Source organism: Lacibacter sp. H407 (assembly GCF_037892605.1).
Classification (GTDB): Bacteria; Bacteroidota; Bacteroidia; order Chitinophagales; family Chitinophagaceae; genus Lacibacter.
In genome coordinates this window covers 1,949,663-1,971,153 of record NZ_JBBKTU010000001.1, presented here as the reverse complement: position 1 = coordinate 1,971,153, position 21,491 = coordinate 1,949,663, and the positions used below count along the sequence as shown (strand labels likewise).

The window sequence follows — 21,491 nt, the reverse complement described above, 5'->3', positions numbered from 1 at the left end:
CAACCTAATGCGTTGAACCCTACTGTTGCTTTTCTTTCAGAAATCGATTGAGTTTCAACTTTCGCAGGGTACGGTAATAAAACTCTGCATTGAACAGGTTTGAATCCTGCATGGCTTTCCATGTAAGAAAAATTCCGATCGGTATCAATATGGCTGTAGACAGCCACATACCGGCCATTGGTTGCATGGCATCTTCCTTTACTAATTTTTCACCGGTAGTGTTCACAATATGAAATACGATAAAAAAGAATACCGATATCACCAGCGGAAGGCCCAGCCCACCTTTACGGATAATAGAACCAAGTGGTGCTCCAATTAAAAACAAAACAATACAGGCAAATGACAACGTGAATTTGCGATGCCGTTCCAACTTATGCAAGCGCAACTGTTTTTGTTGTTCAGCATAATCGTACGATAAAAATTCAACCGAGCTTTTTGCCGATGAAATTTTTGACATGGCATACGAATACACATTACGACGTAATGAATCCGGGATCAGTTCTTCCATCGTCTTTACTTTCTTAGCAACAGGTTTATGTTTTTTCCAAACACTATCCGGCACCGATTGCAACGGAAGTGTTGGCCTCAAATCACGACGGGACTTTACATGCAGGCTTTTTACTTTATCCTGCAACGAATCCACCACCGTATTCAGCTGTGTTAAGCTGAGCATTTTGTAATAGGTCTTGAAAGTGGAATCCGCTGTTTTATTAAGTTTGAACGAACTGAGATCAAATACTTTTTTGTACTCACGAAATCCTAGTCGATAATATTCTGTTTCGGTTGTACCTGCATTCCCTTTTTCCTGGTAACGCCATCCGTTTTTGAGATTAAACGCAAGAAAGCGTTGATCGGGTGAAATGGTCATGGTGCCTCTTTCTGCCAGAATAATATTATCCTGCAGTGAATAGTTGTGCTCGTAGATCACCACATTGTAAATGATGGAATCGTTTTCTTTCCGGCCGATCTTGATCGTATATCCATCCAGCTTCTTATAAAAAATTCCTTCTTTGATATCAAAGGCGGGTTTGGCTACACGTATATCATACAATAGTGTGCGCATTTTTAATTCAGCAACGGGAATTACATAGTTGGCAAATGCAAACGCCACCAAGCCCAGTAATGCAGATACAACCAGCACCGGCCGCATAAAGCGTATAAGCGGAATACCGGCACTCTTAATGGCAACCAACTCAAACGATTCACCAAGGTTACCAAATGTCATGATAGAAGATAATAACACACCTAGCGGCAATGCAAGCGGCACCAGCGTGGTACTTACATAAGCTATGAATTGCAGTAATGTAAACGTATCGATCCCCTTCCCAACAAAATCATCAATGTATAACCAGAAGAATTGAACAACCAGGATAAACAAAGCAATAAAGAATGTGGCAAGAAAGGGCCCGATAAATGCTTTTATAATAAGTTTGTCTAACTTTTTAATCACTGATCTTCTTTTTTATGCAGGATTCAGCAAATGTAAGTCTTTCGGCTTTTGAGCAGCAATTAGTAGCAGATGCTGAATGGATTTTAACAAAGAACCGGATCATCGAAAAAGTATATGTGTTGTTTGGGAAACTGAGTGAACAGTATCAGGCACATTCACCGCTGCAACTATTACCTGCTGAAACACTATTAGCATCGCCCAAAATATCCAAAGGAGAAAATTATGAAGGCCTTCCCTATGTGATGCTGGATTATCCACGTTGTTTTGGAAAAGAAAACGTGTTGGCTATCCGTACGTTTTTCTGGTGGGGAAATTTTTTCAGTATTACACTGCAATTGAAAGGAATGTATCTCGAACAATTCAGAAGTAATATACAGCAGCAACTGCTTGCCACATCTTACAACAATGCATGGATCAATGTGGGTGATGAGGAATGGATGCATCATTTCAGAAGCGATAACATGCAGCCCGTAAGAAATAATGCAACTGACCTTTCAGAAAAAAGGATACTGAAGATCGCATTTCAACACAGTTTTGCAGAATGGGAAAATGCAGAAAACTTACTGGAACAATCGTTTCAGCAATTGATGCAGCTCCTTTATGAAAATTAAAAGCTACCGATGCGGTGAAACAGATCTTTCACCTGGTATTCCCATAACCTGCTCTGGTCTTTGATTTCCTTTTTATCAGCAAAATCTTTGATCAGCAAAATAGTTTGGTTGGAAATCTCTGTGCGTTCTATTCTGAATTCAAAATATTCGTCTTTGGCCATATGCAACCAACGATAACGTACAAATTTATCCTGCTCACTTTCCAGCATTTCAGCTTTTTCGTCTGAGCCTTCCCAATTAAAAGAATAAATACCATCACGTTCATCAACCCTGTCAGCAAACCATTCCTGGAGCCCTGAGGGTGTAGCTAAAAATTCATATAAAATACCGGGCGAACACCGTACGGGAAATTCCAGTGTGTATAAAACTTTCTTACTCATTTTCAGTTTCGCAAAGCGATTTGGTGCAATAATAAAAAAATAACTCAGTAATCAAAATTTTAAATTCTAAATCCTGTTTAACCTAAACTTTGAAACAGTTAAACAAAACCAAGTATTTTTCCCGTAATTCAAGCCAGACGGGGCTTTTTTTTGGCTGATTTAGCAAATAAGGTTAAATTAGGAGTCAGTTTTAAGGCCAAATACTCAGGTAATGTAAAGGTTTTTCTTTGTGATTTATTACATAATCTGGGAAAAGTGGTCCGGAACTATGAAACACATCAATGTAACCTAAAACCAAAGCTTATGAGCATGCGCCAACTCAAAATCACAAAATCTATCACTAACCGTGAATCGCAGAGTCTTGAAAAGTATCTGCAGGAAATCGGGAAAGTGGAATTAATTACTCCGGAAGAGGAAGTAAAACTTGCTGAACGAATTAAACAAGGTGACCAACGTGCACTCGATCGTTTAACAAAAGCTAATCTTCGATTTGTTGTATCTGTTGCAAAACAATACCAGAATCAAGGCCTCTCACTCCCCGATCTTATCAATGAAGGAAATTTAGGATTGATCAAAGCGGCACAACGTTTTGATGAGACCCGTGGTTTCAAATTTATTTCCTATGCCGTTTGGTGGATCCGTCAAAGTATTCTGCAGGCATTGGCCGAGCAATCACGTATTGTTCGTTTGCCGCTGAATAAAGTGGGATTAACCAATCGCATCAACAAAGCTTTTTCGCAACTGGAACAGGAGTACGAACGTGAACCTTCAGCTGAGGAACTGGCAGAAATGCTGGAACTGGAAATTGAAGAAGTATCATCAACTCTCAGTATTTCATCCCGCCATTTAAGTATGGATTCGCCATTGAGTGATGGTGAAGAAAATACATTGATGGATGTGATGGAAAATCCAAATGCCGGAGCAACAGATGGTGCACTGGATCACACAGAATCATTGCAAACAGAGATCACACGGTCGCTTAAAACATTGACCGAGCGCCAGCAGGATGTGATCCGTTATTTCTTTGGTATTGGTGTTGATCATCCATTGAGCCTGGAAGATATTGGCGAACGCTTTAACTTAACACGTGAGCGTGTACGCCAGATCAAAGACAAGGCCATCAGTAAATTAAAGACCAACAGCCGTTGTAAACTCTTAAAAGGATATCTAGGCTAATGAAATAAACTTTACGCAATTGGAACGGGAGCTTTCAGCTCCCGTTTTTTTTATTGAGGAAATTTAGTCAGGGTTGCCAACCTTAAGGATTAGAATGAAATAATACACTTGCAAAAAGCTTGGCAACCCTTTGTACAAAAAGGCTGGCAACCTTTCATGAACGTTCAGTTTCTTTATCTTCGTAATTACCATGAACCGTCTTGCATCGTATTTACTCATTGCAGTAGTTGCTGCGTTATTATTTTTTCATTCGCTTGGCAATGTGCCGTTGTTTGATTGGGACGAGATCAACTTTGCTGAGAGTGCACGTGAAATGATCGAGACCAACAACTACATGCAGGTGCAGATCAACTATGAACCCTTCTGGGAAAAACCACCCTTATTTTTTTGGATGCAGGTGGCAGCAATGAAACTATTTGGTGTAAATGAATTTGCTGCACGGCTCCCGAATGCACTTTGCGGTATAGCAACACTCTTAATTCTTTTTGGAATTGGCAAACGATTACATAATGAACGGTTTGCCTTTTGGTGGGTGTTGATCTATGCCGGAACATTTTTGCCGCACCTGTATTTCAAAAGTGGCATCATCGATCCGTGGTTCAACCTGTTTATTTTTCTGGGCATTTATTTTCTCAGTCGTTTTCTTTCTGCGAAAGAGGAGCGACAAAACTTTATGTCGCATTTGGTTTTATCAGGGTTCTTTACAGGCGTTGCTATTTTAACCAAAGGCCCGGTTGCAATGCTGGTGGTATTACTGAGTTATGGTTTGTTTCTTCTCTTTAATCGATGGAAAGGTTGGGTATCGATCAAATATTATCTTAGTTGGGGATTGATCGTTTTGTTGGTAACGATGATCTGGTTTGGCTTAGAGATCGCTCAGCATGGCTGGTGGTTTGTAAATGAATTTATCACTTACCAGATTCGTTTGTTCAAAACAAAAGATGCAGGGCACGGTGGATTTTTGTTGTATCATTTTGTGGTGGTGCTCATCGGTTGCTTTCCTGCTTCGTTGCTGATCTTCCGTTATAAAAATCAACTGCACGAAAACAGGCATCAGCAATATTTCCGCATGTTTATGATCGCATCGTTGATCGTGATATTGGTCGTTTTCACCATCGTAAAAACAAAGATCGTCCATTATTCATCCTTCACTTATTTACCCATTGGCTATTTAGCTGCATCAACTGTGTATGGTTTAGTCAATCGTACAGCACAATTGAAAGGCTGGCAAAAGTTTGGTTTGCTATTCATTGGTATTATCTGGAGTATTCTGTTCATTGCATTGCCACTGATCGGCAACAATATCGACTGGATCAAACCATTGCTCACCAAGGATGCATTTGCAATGGGCAATGTGGAAGCTGATGTAAAATGGAATTATTTCTTAATGATCCCGGGTGTGTTATTTTTTATTGCAGTAATTGTAAGCGCCGTTTGGTTGCAACAAAAGAAATTTCAAAAAGCAATTTTTCTATTACTCATTGCCTGTATTGGTGCCATGCAGGTATTACTCACCTTGTTTACACCACGCATTGAAAAATACTCGCAGCATGCGGCCATTGAATTTTACGAATCATTACAGGGAAAAGATGTATACATCAAAACACTGGGCTATAAAAGCTATGCGCAATATTTCTACACACGCATCAAACCCGATCTGCGCAAAGAAGCAAAAGATGAGAACTGGCTATTGACCGGCAATGTAGATAAGCCTACATACTTTATCAGTAAGAATACATTTGAAAAAGAAGTGATGGAGAAACACGGAGACAAAGTAGAAGTGATTGGAAGAAAGAATGGGTTTGTGTTTTATAAACGGAAGTAAATGGTTATGAGTTAAGGGTTAAGAGTTATGGGTTCTCAAGATCTATCAGTCTCTAACATTCTCAATAACATTTAACCCATAACTTTCAACTCGCAACTTGTTTTATTTATCCCATCAGACAAAAAATCACAGGAATTTTATGCAGATCCGGAATTTGTTTTTTCCACTCAGCCACTGTTTTGGTTTGAATTACTTCATTGGCTGCTGTTAAATTTGCTGCAATACAAATACGTGTCTGCGGTTTGCAGGCTTTCAAGATTGTTTCCAGCAGTTGATTGTTACGGTAAGGTGTTTCAATGAATACCTGTGTACTTTGTTGCCTTGCAGATAATTCTTCCAGTTGATTCAACTTGCGTTTGCGATTCGGTTCTTCAATGGGCAAATAACCGACAAATGAAAATTGTTGCCCGTTCATCCCACTTCCCATCAATGCCAATAAAATAGAACTTGGTCCTACCAATGGTTTGATGGTTGCTCCCTGTTGATGTGCAGTTTCAACCAATATTTGTCCGGGATCGGCAATGCCTGGGCAACCTGCTTCACTAATGATGCCGATGGTTTTACCGGCTTTCAGCTTTTGCATCAACTGATTCTTTACCTGCGCTTCTGCTTTATGAATCACGATCCAGTCGTAATCATCAATCACCAGCGTCTTATCCAGTTTCTTGAGATAACGACGTGCTGTGCGATCGTTCTCTACAAAAAACACATTGCATTGTTTTACTGCTTCCAGCACATAAGCCGGAATTACTTGCACACTTTCTTCGTCTAACGGAGCGGGAATTAAATAAACAACTGACAAGTGAATAGAGTTTTATTGATCAATCTTTGAGCTCTTGGTGAAATCCTTTGTGATCTCTGTGATATTATCTGTTACACAAAGAACACAAAGTAAATGTTCAGCAAACATAGCAATAAGAGATGAAGTACTACGGATTATCATCGGGATGATACAAACTCAACGTAGCTGCAATTACCGCATACGCCGGTGCCAACACCCAACCAATAAAGGGAACAAGATGCATCAGAAAGAACACCATACCATTACCGATCGCTAATCCTTTCCTGTTGCTGATGAACGTAATACTTTGAGCCGGATTCAATTTATGACGTTCTGCACTATAATCAAGCATGGAGAAACCGTAGTAATAGCATTCTACTAAAAATGCCACCAACGGACTGATCCAACCTACAACGGGAATCAGCGAAAGCAGCAAGATGCTGATGATATAAACCGTTTGCCACAACGTGTTTCGCAAAGCCAGTCGAATAGCACGCCAGCTATCGATCATCAATTGCTTTGTGCTGAACGGATAATCGTTGCCATCAATGATACTTTCTGTTTTTTCACTCAAATAGGCAAACACCGGCGAACCAATGATGAGAAATAAAAATTTAAACAGCGAAAAATAAAAGAATAAAAGAATGAGTCGCACAATGATGCTGCCGGTGATGAACAGGAAATTCAGAAAGCTGTTGTCCATTGCATCTAACCATGTTTTGATGCCCACCACATTGAACAACCAATCAAGAAAGTCGCTGCTGGAACTCCAGAACAACCACATCCCCCCCATGAACATCAACATATAAATGAAGCCCGGAATCAATATCCATTTCCATAACTTGTGGCGCACAATAAATTGATGCGCCCTGAAGTAAGCCTGTACCGATATAACAAGTTCCTTTAGCAAACGATCTGTTTTAGTTGAATGAATTCGGTGTACTTAACAGGCCAAGGCGGCAAAATACAACAAAATGCAAAAGCTCAGCACAGATTTTTATGAGCGTGATGATGTGGCGCAGATCGCAAAGGATCTGTTAGGGAAATATATCATCACAACATTTGAGCAACAAACTACTGTTGGGCTCATTGTTGAAACAGAAGCCTATGCAGGTATCATCGATAAAGCATCGCATGCATATAACAACCGACGAACTGCAAGAACAGAAGTGATGTTCGGCCCCGCAGGGTTTTCATATGTTTACTTGTGTTATGGTATTCATCATTTGTTTAATGTAGTTTGTAATGTAAGAGACAAACCCGATGCTGTTCTCATTCGTGGTATTGAACCTGTAGAAGGCATTAATACCATGTTGAACAGGTTCAAAAAACAAAAACCCGACAGCAGTATCGGTCGTGGCCCCGGCAATGTAAGTAAGGCATTGGGCATCTCCACACAACATACAGGATTGCAATTGCAAAGCAACGAAATCTGGTTGGCAGAAGACAATGCATCAACCTTCTTCAACATTCTTACTTCTCCACGTATTGGAGTTGATTATGCAGCCGAACATGCGAAATGGCTGTATCGTTTCTTTATTGGAGATCATCCTCAAGTAAGTAAACATGCGCTTAATAAAATTGCCATCCCATTATCCAACTTCTAGAACTTCAGAACTAAAAACTATATTTATCGCATGGAGTTCGTTAAAAAAAATCAATACCGGATATCTCTTTTATCGGGCATTATTTTATCACTTGCTGCGTATCTCTTTAACCCATTCGGGTTAGATGCAACCGCAAACAAAGCCGTAGCCGTTGCCGTTCTTATGATCACGTGGTGGATCAGCGAAGCATTACCCATGCCCGCTGTCGCACTCGTTCCTTTAGTGATGTTGCCATTGCTCAACATCAGCAGCATGGAGGAAACCACAAAAGCGTACAGCAACCCGGTGATCTTTTTATTCATGGGTGGATTCATGATCGGGCTTGCCATTGAAAAATGGAATCTGCATAAACGCATTGCCTTACGCATTGTACAAAAAACCGGAACAAGCGGCAACCGCATTATCCTCGGGTTTATTATTGCCACCGCATTCTTAAGCATGTGGCTGAGTAATACAGCTACAACCATGATGATGTTTCCCATTGCATTAAGTGTAATTGCTGTAATGAAAGATCATCAGCAGGAAGGCACCAGTCTTCCGAATTTTTCATTGGCATTGATGTTGGTAGTTGCATACGCCAGTAATATCGGCGGTATATCAACCATTATTGGTACGCCGCCAAATGTTGCCTTTGTTGCGTTTATTGAAAAGAAATACAATTACGATATTCAGTTTATTGATTGGATGATGATATGTACGCCCATCGCAATCCTGTTGCTCATTGCGTTATATGTTATATTGGTAAAGTGGATGTTTCCCAGCCGCATCAGCAACAGTGCCGAAGCCAACCGATACATCAACGATGAGATCAAAGCATTGGGCAAAATGTCGGTTGCAGAAAAAAGAGTGCTGTTTATTTTTATCGGCACGGCGTTGTTGTGGATCACCAAAGATCTGTTGAATCAAATCGGATGGTTCAAATTGAATGACAGTATGATCGCACTCATCGGTGCATTGTTTTTATTTGCCACACCTGCCGGTAAAAAAGCAGATGATAAAATATCTATGTTACTAACGTGGAGCGATACCTCAAAAATGGCTTGGGGTATTTTATTATTGTTTGGCGGTGGCATCGCATTGGCTAACTCATTAGAGCAGGTGGGTGTAATGGCACAGGTAGGCAAATGGCTGGCAGGTTTCAGCAATATGCACGGACTGGTTCTTGTATTGGTGATCGTTGTTATCTGTATTTTCTTAAGTGAGGTAATGAGTAATGTAGCGCAGGTAATTGTATTAGCACCGGTGCTCGGTTCGTTGGCTGATGCATTGCATCTTGATCCGCTGTTGCTTGGACTGCCTATGACGCTGGCTGCAAGTGCTGCATCAATGATGCCGATGGGCACACCGCCCAATGCCATTGTGTTCAGCAGTGGTCATATCAAATTGAAAGACATGATGAAAGTGGGGTTGGTTATGAATATTGTAAGCATTATTCTCATTACGCTATTCTGCTGGTATGTATTGCCGTTAGTGATGGGTGTGATGAAGTAAATTCTTTGTTAATCGTTTGGTTTTTCGTTTTGAATTATCAATTAATTCATTTCACCTTGGCCGATCTAAGTAGCCTGACTGAACTAAAATCCCCGCTTATCGGCGGGGATTTTTATTGCTGTTAAATATTCGATGCAGATTGTATTGCCACTTTATAAACAAAAATCGTAAAAGCACTATTGTCGTCGTCAATTTTTTGAGGCATCTTTGAATTCATCATTGTCGAATTTTTTTTTAGATAAAGAAATTCGAGCGGCCGGCTCTTTATAGAGCTGGCCTTTTTTATTTATTCATGCTTGTCGGTTGGCTGCTGCTATGTCACATCGGAACAATTCGTGGATAGCTGTTATAAACTTGTGTGATTTCGTTCCGTAGAAACGATTGATCAACACCCGGACAGACCATGCTGAGGCATGGGCCGACCGGGTGGTCCATTATTGATGTTTCGTTTGATCGTTGAATTGCCACAACACGTTTACAATTTTCCAGGTGCCATTGAGTTTGGTAAGATGCATGTAATCGATCCAGTCATCAGCAATAAGTTTGATGGAAGCAGTGCGGTCGCTTACATCAAGCAGCTTCACTTCTTTTTTTGGATTAGCCGGAAACTTATCGCCTTTGGCATTGTAGCGCTCGGCAAGGATGATCATGTTTTCTGCAAAATATTCGTAGAGAAAATCTTTACCTGTTGCTTTGTCGTTCCAGAAGGTGCGCTTCACCAAACGCTGGTGCAATGCCCGTTCCATTTGTGAAGCGTTGGGTTTGTGTTGCGATTCAATATAATCCAATGCTGCACGAGTAATTGCTGCACTGTCTTCTTTTGTTTGAGCGGTTGCTGAAAAGCAAAGAATAAGAAATAATCCGGGCAGAAGATGAAAAGGTTTGAACATGTTTTTATTTGTTGATGAATGATAAGGTGGGCAAAAATAAAAACAGCTTCGTTGTGAAAGATGTGATAATGATGTGGTTTTATTGTTCGTTTGTGTGATCTGGCTAGCAGGGTTGCCAACCTTTTGAAGGTTGGCAACCCTATTATCAACCAATCTAAAAAACTCATATAGCAACTCTTGAAAAATCAAACAGTTGGAAATATTGATTCTTGGAAGAGTTGTGTACTTTAGCGTCTTGTAGGTAACATAACATTATGAACAGAACGTCATACTTTGAAAAAATTAATTCCGTGACATCTCCTTTGCTGTTACTGCCTGACCAGTTTGACACCGTTATTAAAGAAAGGACAAATAACTTAATTGAAACCATTGACACTTATTTGAATTTTGCTGACCAACTTTCGGAACTTAACAGTGACGCCGCAAAAACAAGAGCTTCATTTATCAGAATGCAATGTGGCGGCAATGACACAAAAGAATTTTTTGAACAGCATCGGGAAAGTTGGGGCATTCCAAAGTTTGAAGAAGAGCTTGTTACTTTTGAAGATTTTAAAAATGGTTTCCTTTATACGTTTCGTGACCATTCTACTTCATGGTGTGAAGATGGTGAAGCAAGAGATTGGTTTTTCAAATCCGTTGAAGCAAGGTTTGTGAGACAATATCAGTTTTGGGCTTGCGATAACGGACCCGAAGAAATTCTATTAAGCACAAGCGGTGATTACAAAAGCATCATGTGGGCAATTGTAAGAGACTATCAGGACTATTCAGCTTTGGTAAGTCCCATTTTCACAAAGCAAGACCTGCAAGACTTTTACAACGACTTTGACGAACAGAAAGGCGACTACGAAAAAGAAGATTTGTTAGAAATGATTGAAGAAAACCCTAATTGGTGAAAGGATGAAAGGCTGCCTTCAATAAGGGTTTTATGCAACTGTGGCAGCAAGTTAAAAATTAGGCGAAAGAACATCACGTCATTAGTATATTTTTAAAGAACAGGAGCGCTGCCTATTCCAACCCCTTTCGCCCATCTTGGCATGCCTGCTGAATAAAAAGCAACACAGCCGTTGTTCGGGATACTGAGCTTGCCGAAGTATCACCAACAACGAAATCAGGGAAACGAAGCTAATAATATCGATATTCTGATCGGTTGGTGAGGACACACAACCGAGGCGTGCTTCGTTCGTTAGCAAACTAAAAACGGAAATGCATTTTTATCACCCCTCCAGGGTTTTACCTCATTCCTATAAATCATCTTCTATAATAATTTCATCCCTTCGGGATTATGCAACCTCGAAGAGGTGACAGTATTATAGAAACAAAACACAATTCGTTCAACAAACCCCGAAGAGGTGATATAAAAAACTGTTGATCGCTTGAATGAATTGATGACGGGCTGCCGGATACGAAGGGGCAGTGCGTAGCACCGGAGCGAAGCGGAGCCCGAAGAAGCCGGAGCTACTGCTGCCACAAACACTACTGCTCACAGCCCCAACTTCAAACAATAAACAATGTCTTACACAACCATGTACAGCAGTCCGTTCTTCCCGTATATTTAGCATACCATTTAACTACTGCATATGAAACGTAGAGATTTTCTCCGCAACAGTACATTGGCCGGTGCCACCACGTTAGTTGCTGCTGCCTGTACCACGAATACAAACGAAACGAAAACAAACACCGAAACAGCAGCTGATGATGATGTATTTGAATTGAACGAACTCACAATCGATGAACTGCAACAAAAAATGGTGGCGGGCACCTACTCAAGTGAACAACTCACCAACTTATACCTGCAACGTATTGCGGCTATTGATAAAAGCGGACCAACGCTCAACTCGGTGATTGAACTGAACCCTGATGCAGTGTCGATCGCAAAACAAATGGATGCAGAACGTAAAGCCGGTAAACTGCGAGGACCCTTGCATGGCATTCCGGTGTTGATCAAAGACAATATTGATACAGCCGATAAAATGATGACAACAGCGGGTTCGCTTGCATTGGCCGGACATGTTGCAACGAAGGATGCATTTATTGTTGCGAAGTTGCGTGATGCAGGTGCGGTGTTACTTGGCAAAACAAATTTATCGGAGTGGGCAAATTTCAGATCAACCAAATCCTGTTCGGGTTGGAGCAGTCGTGGCGGACAAACAAAAAATCCTTACATCCTCGATCATAATCCATGTGGTTCAAGTTCGGGTTCGGGTGTTGCGGTTGCTGCTAATTTATGTGCAGTGGCGGTGGGTACTGAAACAGATGGTTCGGTTACCTGTCCTGCATCGGTGAACGGAACGGTGGGTATTAAACCAACAGTTGGTTTGCTGAGCCGCAGCGGTATCATTCCAATTTCTGCAACGCAGGATACGGCTGGTCCGCTTGCACGTACGGTAAAAGATGCGGCAATTTTATTGGGAGCATTAACGGGTGTTGATGCGAATGATGCCATCACCAAAGAAAGCGAAGGTAAAGCAGCAACTGATTATACGAAGTTTTTAGATGCAAATGCATTGAAGGGAAAACGATTGGGAGTGGAGAAAAAGAAATATGAAAACCAGTTTTTGAATCGACTGCAGGAGAATGCTATTGCACTCATGAAACAACAAGGTGCAGAAATAATTGAACTGGAGTACTTAGATAAACTGAATGCATTAGGCGACGCAGAATATGAATTGATGAAGTTTGAATTTAAAGATGGATTGAATAAATATTTGTCGACAGCAAATGCCAATGTAAAAACCATTGCTGATGTAATTGCCTTCAACAAAGCAAGTGAAGACAAAATCATGCCTACGTTTAAACAAGAGAATATGGTGATGAGTGAAGCAAAAGCCGGGCTCGACAGTAAAGATTATAAAGAAGCGTTTGAAAAAAGTCATATCGGATCAAAGAAAATCATTGATGCAGTGCTACAGGAAAATAAACTCGATGCATTGTTTGGTTTAACGATGGGACCTGCGTGCAGTATTGATACGATATATGGCGACCGCTGGGGCGATGTGTTTCTCACATCACCTGCAGCCATGAGTGGTTACCCACACATCAGTGTACCATGCGGCTTGGTGTATGCATTGCCGGTTGGTCTTTCATTTTTCAGCACTGCTTATAAAGAAGCTGAATTGATTGGGTTGGCTTATGCATTTGAACAGGCGGGCAAGCACAGGCAAAAGCCGGCGTTTAAGAAAGCGTTTCTCGATGAACTTCCCACAGCATAAATGATTTTGTAGCGTTGTTTGATGCAACAGCCTTTACATTCCTTGTACTTAACTGAATTATTTTAAAAAATAATTTCAGCTTCTGTAAGTTTTTGTTCCCATATCGCAACCTATGGTTTAGAAAGTCTAACTTTTACAGGTTAGAAAGAAAGGAGCAACATGGAGCAGGCATTTCTAAAAGACATTCAGCAGCATCAAAACATCATTTACAAGGTTTGCAACTTGTATCGTGATCGTCGTGAAGATCAGGAAGACCTGTTCCAGGAGATCGTGTATCAACTTTGGAAAGCTTACCCCGGTTTTAAAGGCGAGGCGAAGCTAAGTACATGGATGTACAGAATTGCATTGAACACTGCCATTGCTGCATATCGTAAACCAAAGATCGATATTACATATCCCGAAGAACTGCCTGATCACGTTCAGTATGCGACTGATACAAATAGCTCAGAAAATGAACAGCGGTTGTTTCGTGCACTGCGCAGCTTAACAGATGCTGAGAAAGCAGTGATCTCACTTTATCTCGAAGATTATAGTTACCAGGAAATTGCTGCCATTACCGGGTTAACTGAAAGCAATGTTGGTGTAAGACTCAACCGTATTAAAACAAAATTAAAAGAACGCTTAAACTGAATTTTATGGAACTGAATGAATTAAAATCGGGCTGGCAAAATGCCGGCGGCAATTACAGAACAGAAGCTGATCTGGTACGTATGACCAAACTCAATCAACACCCCACATTGAAACGCATACGCACCAAGCTGATCATTGAAACTCTTCTGCTTTCGTTTTTCTTAATTGTGTATTACGATTGGTTTGACGGCGATAAAAAACCATTATACGCTAACCTGCTTTTGTTTGCGTCTGTACTGCTGTACATTTTGAATGGTGTGATGGGTTATATCTCCTTAGCAAGACCGGTAATGAAAGAAAACCTACGGTCATCTGTTCAGCATTTGTTAAGTAAGGTGAAACGATTGTCGATGCTGTCGCTTGTTGTTTCGTTTTCATACAGTGTTTGTTTGCTTGCCTTTTTTCTATCGGTGATCACATTCACCAAAGAGAAGAGTTTTATTCTGCTGGGGGTGATCCTGGTGCTTGTGCAGGTAACACATATCTCTTATAAAGTGTGGCGCAACTGGATCGCAAAACTGGAATTGCAGGCAACTGATTTTGCAAAAGAAGATTAATGTCTCCTCTACTATCCTTCTCACATTATTGTTAAAAAAAGTAAGCCCCCGTTTTGGGCGGGGGCTTTAATGACTTCAATGCTTTTTGGTCTTGTCCGTGTTATCCTTTTCGCAGGGTACAGAAGTCACTTGGTTTTCATAGAGCCGTAATTTAAAACGGGCGGCTTTTGGATCTTTGGTTTTCAATGCTGCTTTTCAGCAGGGTTCGGATTTGGATGTTGGTTTTTAGGTTTGGATTTGGATCTTCGTTCTTGGGTTTGGATTTTTTTCGGTCTTTCTAATTGGATATTGTTTTCTGCTTCGATGATGTAAAAGTACATCCGCCAAACCCACGCCCCAACTATTTTGCAACTGTATTTTCAAAAACAAACAGCAGCATGCACCGCTTCTAAGTGGCTGTACTTAGTGGGTGTGTAAAGAAAGTACACGTGTTAAAATCAACTACAAAGTGGATAGCAGGATGTACTACAATTACCCGAAAAACAAACGACGGACATTACATCAATTTGCTCATACAGGCCCCATTTCTTGTGCCATTCTAAGAATCTGTTGCCTGTAAATACATATTTTAAACAATCACTCAGGTTTATTCGTTTCTTTTCAATGGCCATTAATAAGCTGAATTTTACCATTGTGGCAGGCCTTTTCATGTTGTTACAGCATGAGGTGCAGGCGCAGCAGTTTTCGACGCATGGAAATGCTTCGCAAACTGGTGCGTATACCTACATTATCACACCTAATGAATTTTCGCAGGCGGGTATGGCTACCAACCTGTACCCTCTCGATCTCACCCAAAATTTTACACTCAATTTCCTGTTGAATTTTGGATTGAATGATGCAACGGGTGCTGATGGTTTTGCTTTTTTGATGAGCAATATTTGTAACCCACAGCTTACAACCGGCAATGGGCTGGGAGTAAAAGGCATTCCCAATTCTCTAATTGTCGAATTTGACAGCTGGAATGATCTTCCTGCTTTTCATGATATCAACAACGATCATTTAGGTATTTATGCAGATGGAATTTTAGATGCAACAGGTTTCATAATGGACGGGAATACATTGCCTATATGCTTGCTGAATGATTGCAGCAATGTTGAAAATGGAAGATGGTATTCCGTTGCGATCAAATGGGAATATATCAGCGCTTCGGTACAGAAAATAAATGTTTATTTCAGCGATGTTCTCAGGGCCAGTTCAACCGGCAACCATATTGCGAACCGTTTCAATAACAGCAATCTTGTTTTTTGGTCGATCGCCGGAGCAACAGGCACTTCAAAAAATCTCCAGCAGTTCGGGATCGAAAGTAATAACAACAATAACCTCAATGTTTGTGAGGGAAGCAATTTCACTCTTACTGCCCCTGCATTGGCCACTAATTATTCATGGAGCAATGGTTCCACTTCAACAACCCGGACCGCTACGTTTACAGCAATAAAAAACGAAGTGATCACCTGCAACTACATCGACTACTGCGGAAATCCCCGCACTGTTTTTTTTACAATCACGGTAAACCCAAACCCCATCGTTTCGGTAAACAACCCTTCTACATGTGAAGTGAATCCGGCACTCCTCATAGCCACACCTGCAGTAAGTGCTCTTTATGTTTATAATTGGACGGTGCCGTCAGGAGTTACAAACCCCGGTAACGTAGCATCATTTCCTGTAACCACTTCCGGTCAATATTCGGTTGCCATTACAAATTCTGAAACCGGTTGCAGCAGCACTACCGAAAAAGCAACTGTCGTTACAGGCTCGCCCATTGAAGCATTGTTTTCAATTGCAGATACAATTTGCAAAGACGAAACGATCACTGCCTTGCCAACAATTTCACTGAATGGTATCAGGGGCACCTGGCAACCGGAGTTGAACAATCAGCGAACAACTACTTATAGCTTTTTACCTGATACAGGGCAATGCTCTCCAACTCTTACAAAAACTATTACCGTTGTAGAATATCCTGTTGTAAAACTAACTTCCAATGAAAAAATTTGTACGTGGGAATCAATTTTATTGAATCCTGTTACAACTGGTACAGACCTGCAATTTTTATGGCAGGATGGTAGTTCTGATTCTGTTTTAAACGCCACACAACCGGGAATTTATACAGTTATAGTTACAAATACATGTGGCAACGATACGGCAACTGCTTTACTGGAAATAACAAATTGCGGTACATATATACCATCTGCTTTTACTCCAAATGAAGATGGATTAAATGATGTATTTCGCATCAACGGCTCAGCGAATACAACTGCATTCAGTATGCGAATCTATAATCGATGGGGAACTCTGTTATACAATTCAAAAGATCCATTACAAGGATGGGATGGCAGTTTCAACGGATCGAAACAACCGCCCGGTGTTTATGTTTATCAAATAGCATTTGTTAATCCACAAACCGGTAAACAAATCCGTCTTCGGGGAAACTTCAGTTTACTACAATAAGAAAGATCCGCTTTCGATCCATTACAATTTTCATAAATATACTTCACATAAAAAAGAACTATTCAACAACAAATGCAACAATTATATTTTGTTGCATTTGTTGCATTGTCTGCTCAACAAGTATATGAGCATTGAAATTGTTTAGTCCATGTACATATCTTCATTTTTTAATTCGATTTCTGTATCAAAAAAAAAGAGTTAATTTGACATTAGTAAACCAAACTCCCCAAAATCTACATTACAATGAAACAACTACTGCTTTCATTTCTTTCTCTCGTGCTGTTCCATCAACTTTCTGCTCAATGTACAGGCATGGGAAGCATCAACTATCAACAATGGAATAACGTTACCGGTGGCAACATCAGTAATCTTACTTCCAATGCCAATTATCCAAACAATCCATCTGTAACGGGCACACGAACAACGTTTGAGATGCCAACCAACTTTGGCAACAACATTGGCATCAGGATGAATGGCTATCTCTGCGTGCCTACAACGGGCACATATTATTTCTGGATAGCTGCTGACAATGCAGGCGAATTATGGCTAAGCAGTACAGCTCTTCCGCTGAATAAAACAAGAATTGCATATACTTCTAAAGCGTGTAAATATCGTCAATGGAATGCTTCAACTTCACAAAAATCGGCGGGCATTGTATTGGTTGCCGGTGTAAAATATTATGTGGAAGCATTGATGAAAGAAACAACCGGAAACGACAATCTTTCTGTTGGTTGGGCAAAGCCGGGTCAAAGCAGTGCTGCACCCAGTGAAGTAATTCCGGGCAGCAGTCTTTCCACTCAGTTAGTAACTGATAGCGAAGCCCCATCTGCCCCATCAAATGTTTCAGCTGATTTTATTACCAACACATCGTTTGTATTAAAATGGAACGCATCAACCGATAATGTTGCAGTAACCGGATATGATGTATACCGCAATGGAGTAAAGATGAATAGCGCTGCATTGATTGGCACTTCATATAGTGTTACCGGTCTTGCTGCAAACACAACGTATAACATGACGGTTCGTGCAAAAGATGCCGTTGGGAACGAATCAACCAGTGCTGTGTTTCCTGTTACTACACTTTCTGCAACGCTTGCATCAGAATCATTCAGTGTACGTACCGTTATAGCACGACAGCGCATGCCGCATGATCTTGTATATGGACCGGATGATAATCTCTGGTACACTGAGCGGTTTGGCGGCACCGTTAGTTTTGTGAATCCAACAACAGGAGTTAAACGTATTGTATTAACACTTGGTTCCAAGATGGTTCGTGTTGGCGGACAAGATGGCTTGATGGGCCTTGCATTGCACCCGGCCTTCCTCACCGGCAAACCATTTGTCTATATCGCTTACACATATCAATCGCTCAGCTCAACCGTACGAAGAATGCGGATCGAGCGTTACACGTATGATGCATTTACTCAAACATTAATTGAGCCGGTTACAATCCTCGAAAATATTCCCGGCAGTAACGATCATAATTCAGCACGACTTGCCATTGGCCCCGATGAGAAATTATATTTCAGTGTGGGTGATATGGGTGCCGGACAGTTTGATAATATCAGCCGTGTAAATAATTCACAAAACCTTTCTATCCTGGAAGGAAAAATTCTTCGCTTCAATACAGAATTAGTAAGTGGCTCCTGGATCCCTGCTGATAATCCGTTTACAAGTGGCGGACAACCGACTGCGGTATATTCTCTCGGCCATCGTAATCCGCAAGGCTTGGTGTGGGGCAATGTAAACGGAACAAACTTCTTATACAGTACCGAACACGGTCCTTTCAGTGATGACGAAGTAAACATCATTGAGAACGGGCGCAATTTTGGCTGGCCGCAAGTAGCAGGTTATTGCGATGGTAATTACAATGGCAGAAACATTGGCGGCTTCAATGTTGTGAACGAGCAATTGAATTGTGCAACCTTAAACGCAAAAGAACCGTTGCGTTCTATTTTCCCTTCTGTGAATCCTCCAACCGGTGGCGATAATATGTTGTGGCCATCGATGGCTCCATCGGGTACTGAGTTTTACGGCAGCTCTGCGATTCCGGGTTGGCAAAATTCTTTACTTGTAGCAATGTTGAAAGCTGGCACCATTACCCGTTATCAATTAAGTAATGATGGTTCGCAAATTATTTCCGATACCATTAATTATTTCCGTGGAATGGGTCGCTTTCGTGATGTGGTAGTAAGTGCCGATGGATTAAAAATTTATGTGGCTTGTGATTCAAGTGGCTCCACCTCCGGACCAACGGGCAATGTAACAACTGCTCCGGCAAACCCTGGCAGTATCATGGAGTTTACCTTCAACAATGGTTCGTTCCGTCAATATGTTCAAACTACCCAACCTGTGCAGGAAGAGAAAAAGGATAAAACAATTGATATTTATCCGAACCCTGCCACCAACTTTATTGTTGTGTATAATTACAGCAACGAAGCAGGACGTCTTATTGAATTGTTTGATGTGAAGGGACGCAAAGTGAAGCAGCAGGCAGCAAACGGAGTTGCAACCCGTATGGAAACAAGTGAATTACCAGGTGGCATGTATGTGCTCCGTATTACAACGGCAAGTGGTACTATTTTACGAACAGAGAAATTGATGATCAATAAATAGTTCTTTTCCTGATGAACGATGATAGGCTGGCTCAGAAATGAGTCAGCCTTTTTTGTTTTTTCCTGAAAGGAAAATCTGTATGCCTCTGTTCTTCGTACCTAAGTTCTAAACTCACACGTATGAAGAAGACAACTCAACTCGTTGCCCTCATTGTAATTCTTTGCTCCGTACTTACGATCAGCTGTAGCAAGATCAATGATGGTAATAAAAATGGCAAAGGCCCCAAGATCGAATTTTATGCATTGATCAACACAAACACCCTTGCAAAATTTGATGCATCAAAACCTGAAACTGCAATTTCAAGCGTATCGATCTCAGGTATGCAATCGGCTGAAACAATGCTGGCAATTGATTTTCGTCCGGCAACCGGACAACTTTACGGTGTTGGCAGCAGCAGCCGCATTTATGTAATTAACACTACCACAGGCGAAGCAAGAGCCATCGGCACAGGTGCATTTACACCTGCATTGGCCGGCGATGTAGCTGCTTTCGATTTTAATCCAACAGTTGACCGTATCCGTTTAATTTCTACGGGAGGTCAAAATCTTCGTTTAAATCCAGAAACAGGAACAGTTGCATTCACCGATGGATCGTTGAATATTGGCGGCACAGCAAATGCAAATATTTCTTCTGCAGCCTATACTGAAAATAAAGCAGGCGCTTCTGCTACTGTGTTATTTGATATTGATGTAAACAATGATATTCTTTATAAACAAGATCCTCCAAATGCAGGAGGTTTAATGGCCGTTGGTAACCTGGGTATTGATTTGTCAGGAACAGGAGAGTTTGATATTGCAGCAGCAGAAAATATTGGCTTGGCAGTTTACAACAGTGGCAGCACACCTTCTGTTTTCACTATTGATCTTTCAACCGGTAAAGCAACCAATGTTGGAATGCTTGGCGGAGCAACAAGTGTTAGAGGCATTGCGATTCCTACACTTCCTGTTGCGTATGCAGTACAAAACGGAAACACCTTACTCATTTTAAATCCTGATGCACCAGTTACCGTGAGTAAATCAATTACAGGTACTGCAATGGGCGAAACAATTGTTGGTATCGATTTTCGTCCTGCAAACGGACAACTCTATGCATTGGGCAGCCAAAGCAATTTGTACACTATCAATACATCAAACGGTGCAGCAGCAAAAGTAGGTACGCAGTTTTCAACATTGCTTACAGGGACTGATTTTGGTTTTGATTTTAATCCAACCGTTGACCGCATTCGCATTGTAAGTAATGTTGGATTAAATCTTCGGGTACATCCTGTAACTGGTTTAGTTGCATTTGTAGATGGAAGCTTAACGGAAGGCGCTTCTGTAGGTGGTGCAGCTTATACAAATAATTTTGCAGGAGCAACAACAACGGTGTTGTTTGATATTGATCCGGCAGCAGATAAATTATACAAACAGGATCCGCCAAATAGTGGAACACTGGTTGCTATTGGTGACCTTGGTTTAAATACAACAGCAGTAGGTGGTTTTGACATTGGTGGCACGAGTGGAAATGCCTGGGCAGTTTTAACTGTTGATGGAAAAACACGTTTACATAAAATCAATTTAAGCAACGGATCGGCTTCTCCTTCACCGGCTAATTTTGAATTCACCGGCGGTGCAATTACCGCTTTCGCAATCGGTTTAGGATTTTAAGCTTGATGGTGAGTAGTTTTTAGTAAGAGCAGGGCAAAGGCCCTGCTTTTTTATTTGCTGCATGTTGATGATGCTAACTGATGCATTGCTTGAAAGGTACTGCCAGCGAAATGTGTTGTATATTCAGTTAACAAATTTTAAACAGCATGACGGCTTCAACAACCAAAACAGAAAAAA

At 41.1% G+C, this 21,491-nt stretch carries 17 protein-coding genes; 12 read left to right on the top strand and 5 right to left on the bottom strand.

The annotated features are described in order from the left end of the window. Window positions 1-19: 19 nt before the first annotated feature. On the bottom strand, window positions 20-1,450 hold the full coding sequence (locus WG989_RS08575; protein ID WP_340428694.1) for an LptF/LptG family permease: 1,431 nt from the start codon (window positions 1,448-1,450) through the stop codon (window positions 20-22). 14 nt (window positions 1,451-1,464) lie between these two features. On the opposite strand from WG989_RS08575, the gene WG989_RS08570 reads away from it, so the two are divergent. Then, window positions 1,465-2,061 (top strand): hypothetical protein, encoded by a 597-nt coding sequence (locus WG989_RS08570; protein ID WP_340428693.1) that lies wholly within the window; start codon window positions 1,465-1,467, stop codon window positions 2,059-2,061. On the opposite strand, the gene WG989_RS08565 is transcribed toward WG989_RS08570, so the two are convergent. Beyond that, entirely contained in the window at window positions 2,058-2,441 is a 384-nt protein-coding gene (locus tag WG989_RS08565; protein WP_340428692.1) for an START-like domain-containing protein, read from the bottom strand. The genes WG989_RS08570 and WG989_RS08565 overlap by 4 nt on opposite strands. Window positions 2,442-2,750: 309 nt before the next feature. Between WG989_RS08565 and WG989_RS08560 the strand changes: the two genes are divergently transcribed. After that, window positions 2,751-3,617, top strand: a complete 867-nt coding sequence (locus WG989_RS08560; RefSeq protein WP_340428691.1) for a sigma-70 family RNA polymerase sigma factor — start codon at window positions 2,751-2,753, stop codon at window positions 3,615-3,617. Between the two features lie 190 nt (window positions 3,618-3,807). After that, complete coding sequence (locus tag WG989_RS08555; protein WP_340428690.1) at window positions 3,808-5,442, top strand: ArnT family glycosyltransferase; 1,635 nt, start codon at window positions 3,808-3,810, stop codon at window positions 5,440-5,442. A gap of 106 nt (window positions 5,443-5,548) precedes the next feature. On the opposite strand, the gene WG989_RS08550 is transcribed toward WG989_RS08555, so the two are convergent. Both WG989_RS08550 and WG989_RS08545 read right to left on the bottom strand, forming a co-directional pair. Continuing rightward, window positions 5,549-6,244, bottom strand: coding sequence for an SAM-dependent methyltransferase (locus tag WG989_RS08550; protein ID WP_340428689.1), 696 nt, complete (start codon window positions 6,242-6,244; stop codon window positions 5,549-5,551). Between the two features lie 127 nt (window positions 6,245-6,371). Next, entirely contained in the window at window positions 6,372-7,133 is a 762-nt protein-coding gene (locus tag WG989_RS08545) for an EI24 domain-containing protein (RefSeq protein WP_340428688.1), read from the bottom strand. A 64-nt stretch (window positions 7,134-7,197) separates the two neighbouring features. Between WG989_RS08545 and WG989_RS08540 the strand changes: the two genes are divergently transcribed. Both WG989_RS08540 and WG989_RS08535 read left to right on the top strand, forming a co-directional pair. Then, window positions 7,198-7,830 (top strand): DNA-3-methyladenine glycosylase, encoded by a 633-nt coding sequence (locus WG989_RS08540; protein ID WP_340428687.1) that lies wholly within the window; start codon window positions 7,198-7,200, stop codon window positions 7,828-7,830. 30 nt (window positions 7,831-7,860) lie between these two features. Then, window positions 7,861-9,321 (top strand): SLC13 family permease, encoded by a 1,461-nt coding sequence (locus tag WG989_RS08535; protein ID WP_340428686.1) that lies wholly within the window; start codon window positions 7,861-7,863, stop codon window positions 9,319-9,321. Window positions 9,322-9,755: 434 nt separating this feature from the next. Here WG989_RS08535 and WG989_RS08530 read toward each other — a convergent pair whose 3' ends face one another. Next, the gene (locus tag WG989_RS08530; protein ID WP_340428685.1) at window positions 9,756-10,211 is read right to left on the bottom strand and encodes a nuclear transport factor 2 family protein; all 456 of its coding nucleotides are present in this window, start codon (window positions 10,209-10,211) and stop codon (window positions 9,756-9,758) included. Window positions 10,212-10,501: 290 nt separating this feature from the next. Here WG989_RS08530 and WG989_RS08525 point away from each other — a divergent pair, with 290 nt between their 5' ends. The 7 genes from WG989_RS08525 to WG989_RS08495 all read left to right on the top strand — a co-directional run bounded on the left by WG989_RS08525 (window position 10,502) and on the right by WG989_RS08495 (window position 21,314). Further along, window positions 10,502-11,104, top strand: coding sequence for a hypothetical protein (locus tag WG989_RS08525; protein WP_340428684.1), 603 nt, complete (start codon window positions 10,502-10,504; stop codon window positions 11,102-11,104). Between the two features lie 684 nt (window positions 11,105-11,788). Beyond that, on the top strand, window positions 11,789-13,420 hold the full coding sequence (locus WG989_RS08520; protein ID WP_340428683.1) for an amidase: 1,632 nt from the start codon (window positions 11,789-11,791) through the stop codon (window positions 13,418-13,420). 159 nt (window positions 13,421-13,579) lie between these two features. Next, a complete protein-coding gene (locus WG989_RS08515; protein WP_340428682.1) occupies window positions 13,580-14,050 on the top strand; it encodes an RNA polymerase sigma factor in 471 nt (156 codons plus the stop codon). A 5-nt stretch (window positions 14,051-14,055) separates the two neighbouring features. Beyond that, window positions 14,056-14,607 (top strand): hypothetical protein, encoded by a 552-nt coding sequence (locus WG989_RS08510; RefSeq protein WP_340428681.1) that lies wholly within the window; start codon window positions 14,056-14,058, stop codon window positions 14,605-14,607. Window positions 14,608-15,210: 603 nt separating this feature from the next. Next, complete coding sequence (locus WG989_RS08505) at window positions 15,211-17,052, top strand: lectin-like domain-containing protein (RefSeq protein WP_340428680.1); 1,842 nt, start codon at window positions 15,211-15,213, stop codon at window positions 17,050-17,052. A 243-nt stretch (window positions 17,053-17,295) separates the two neighbouring features. Continuing rightward, on the top strand, window positions 17,296-19,668 hold the full coding sequence (locus WG989_RS08500; RefSeq protein WP_340428679.1) for a PQQ-dependent sugar dehydrogenase: 2,373 nt from the start codon (window positions 17,296-17,298) through the stop codon (window positions 19,666-19,668). A gap of 119 nt (window positions 19,669-19,787) precedes the next feature. Continuing rightward, entirely contained in the window at window positions 19,788-21,314 is a 1,527-nt protein-coding gene (locus WG989_RS08495) for a DUF4394 domain-containing protein (protein ID WP_340428678.1), read from the top strand. The last annotated feature ends 177 nt before the right edge of the window (window positions 21,315-21,491 follow it).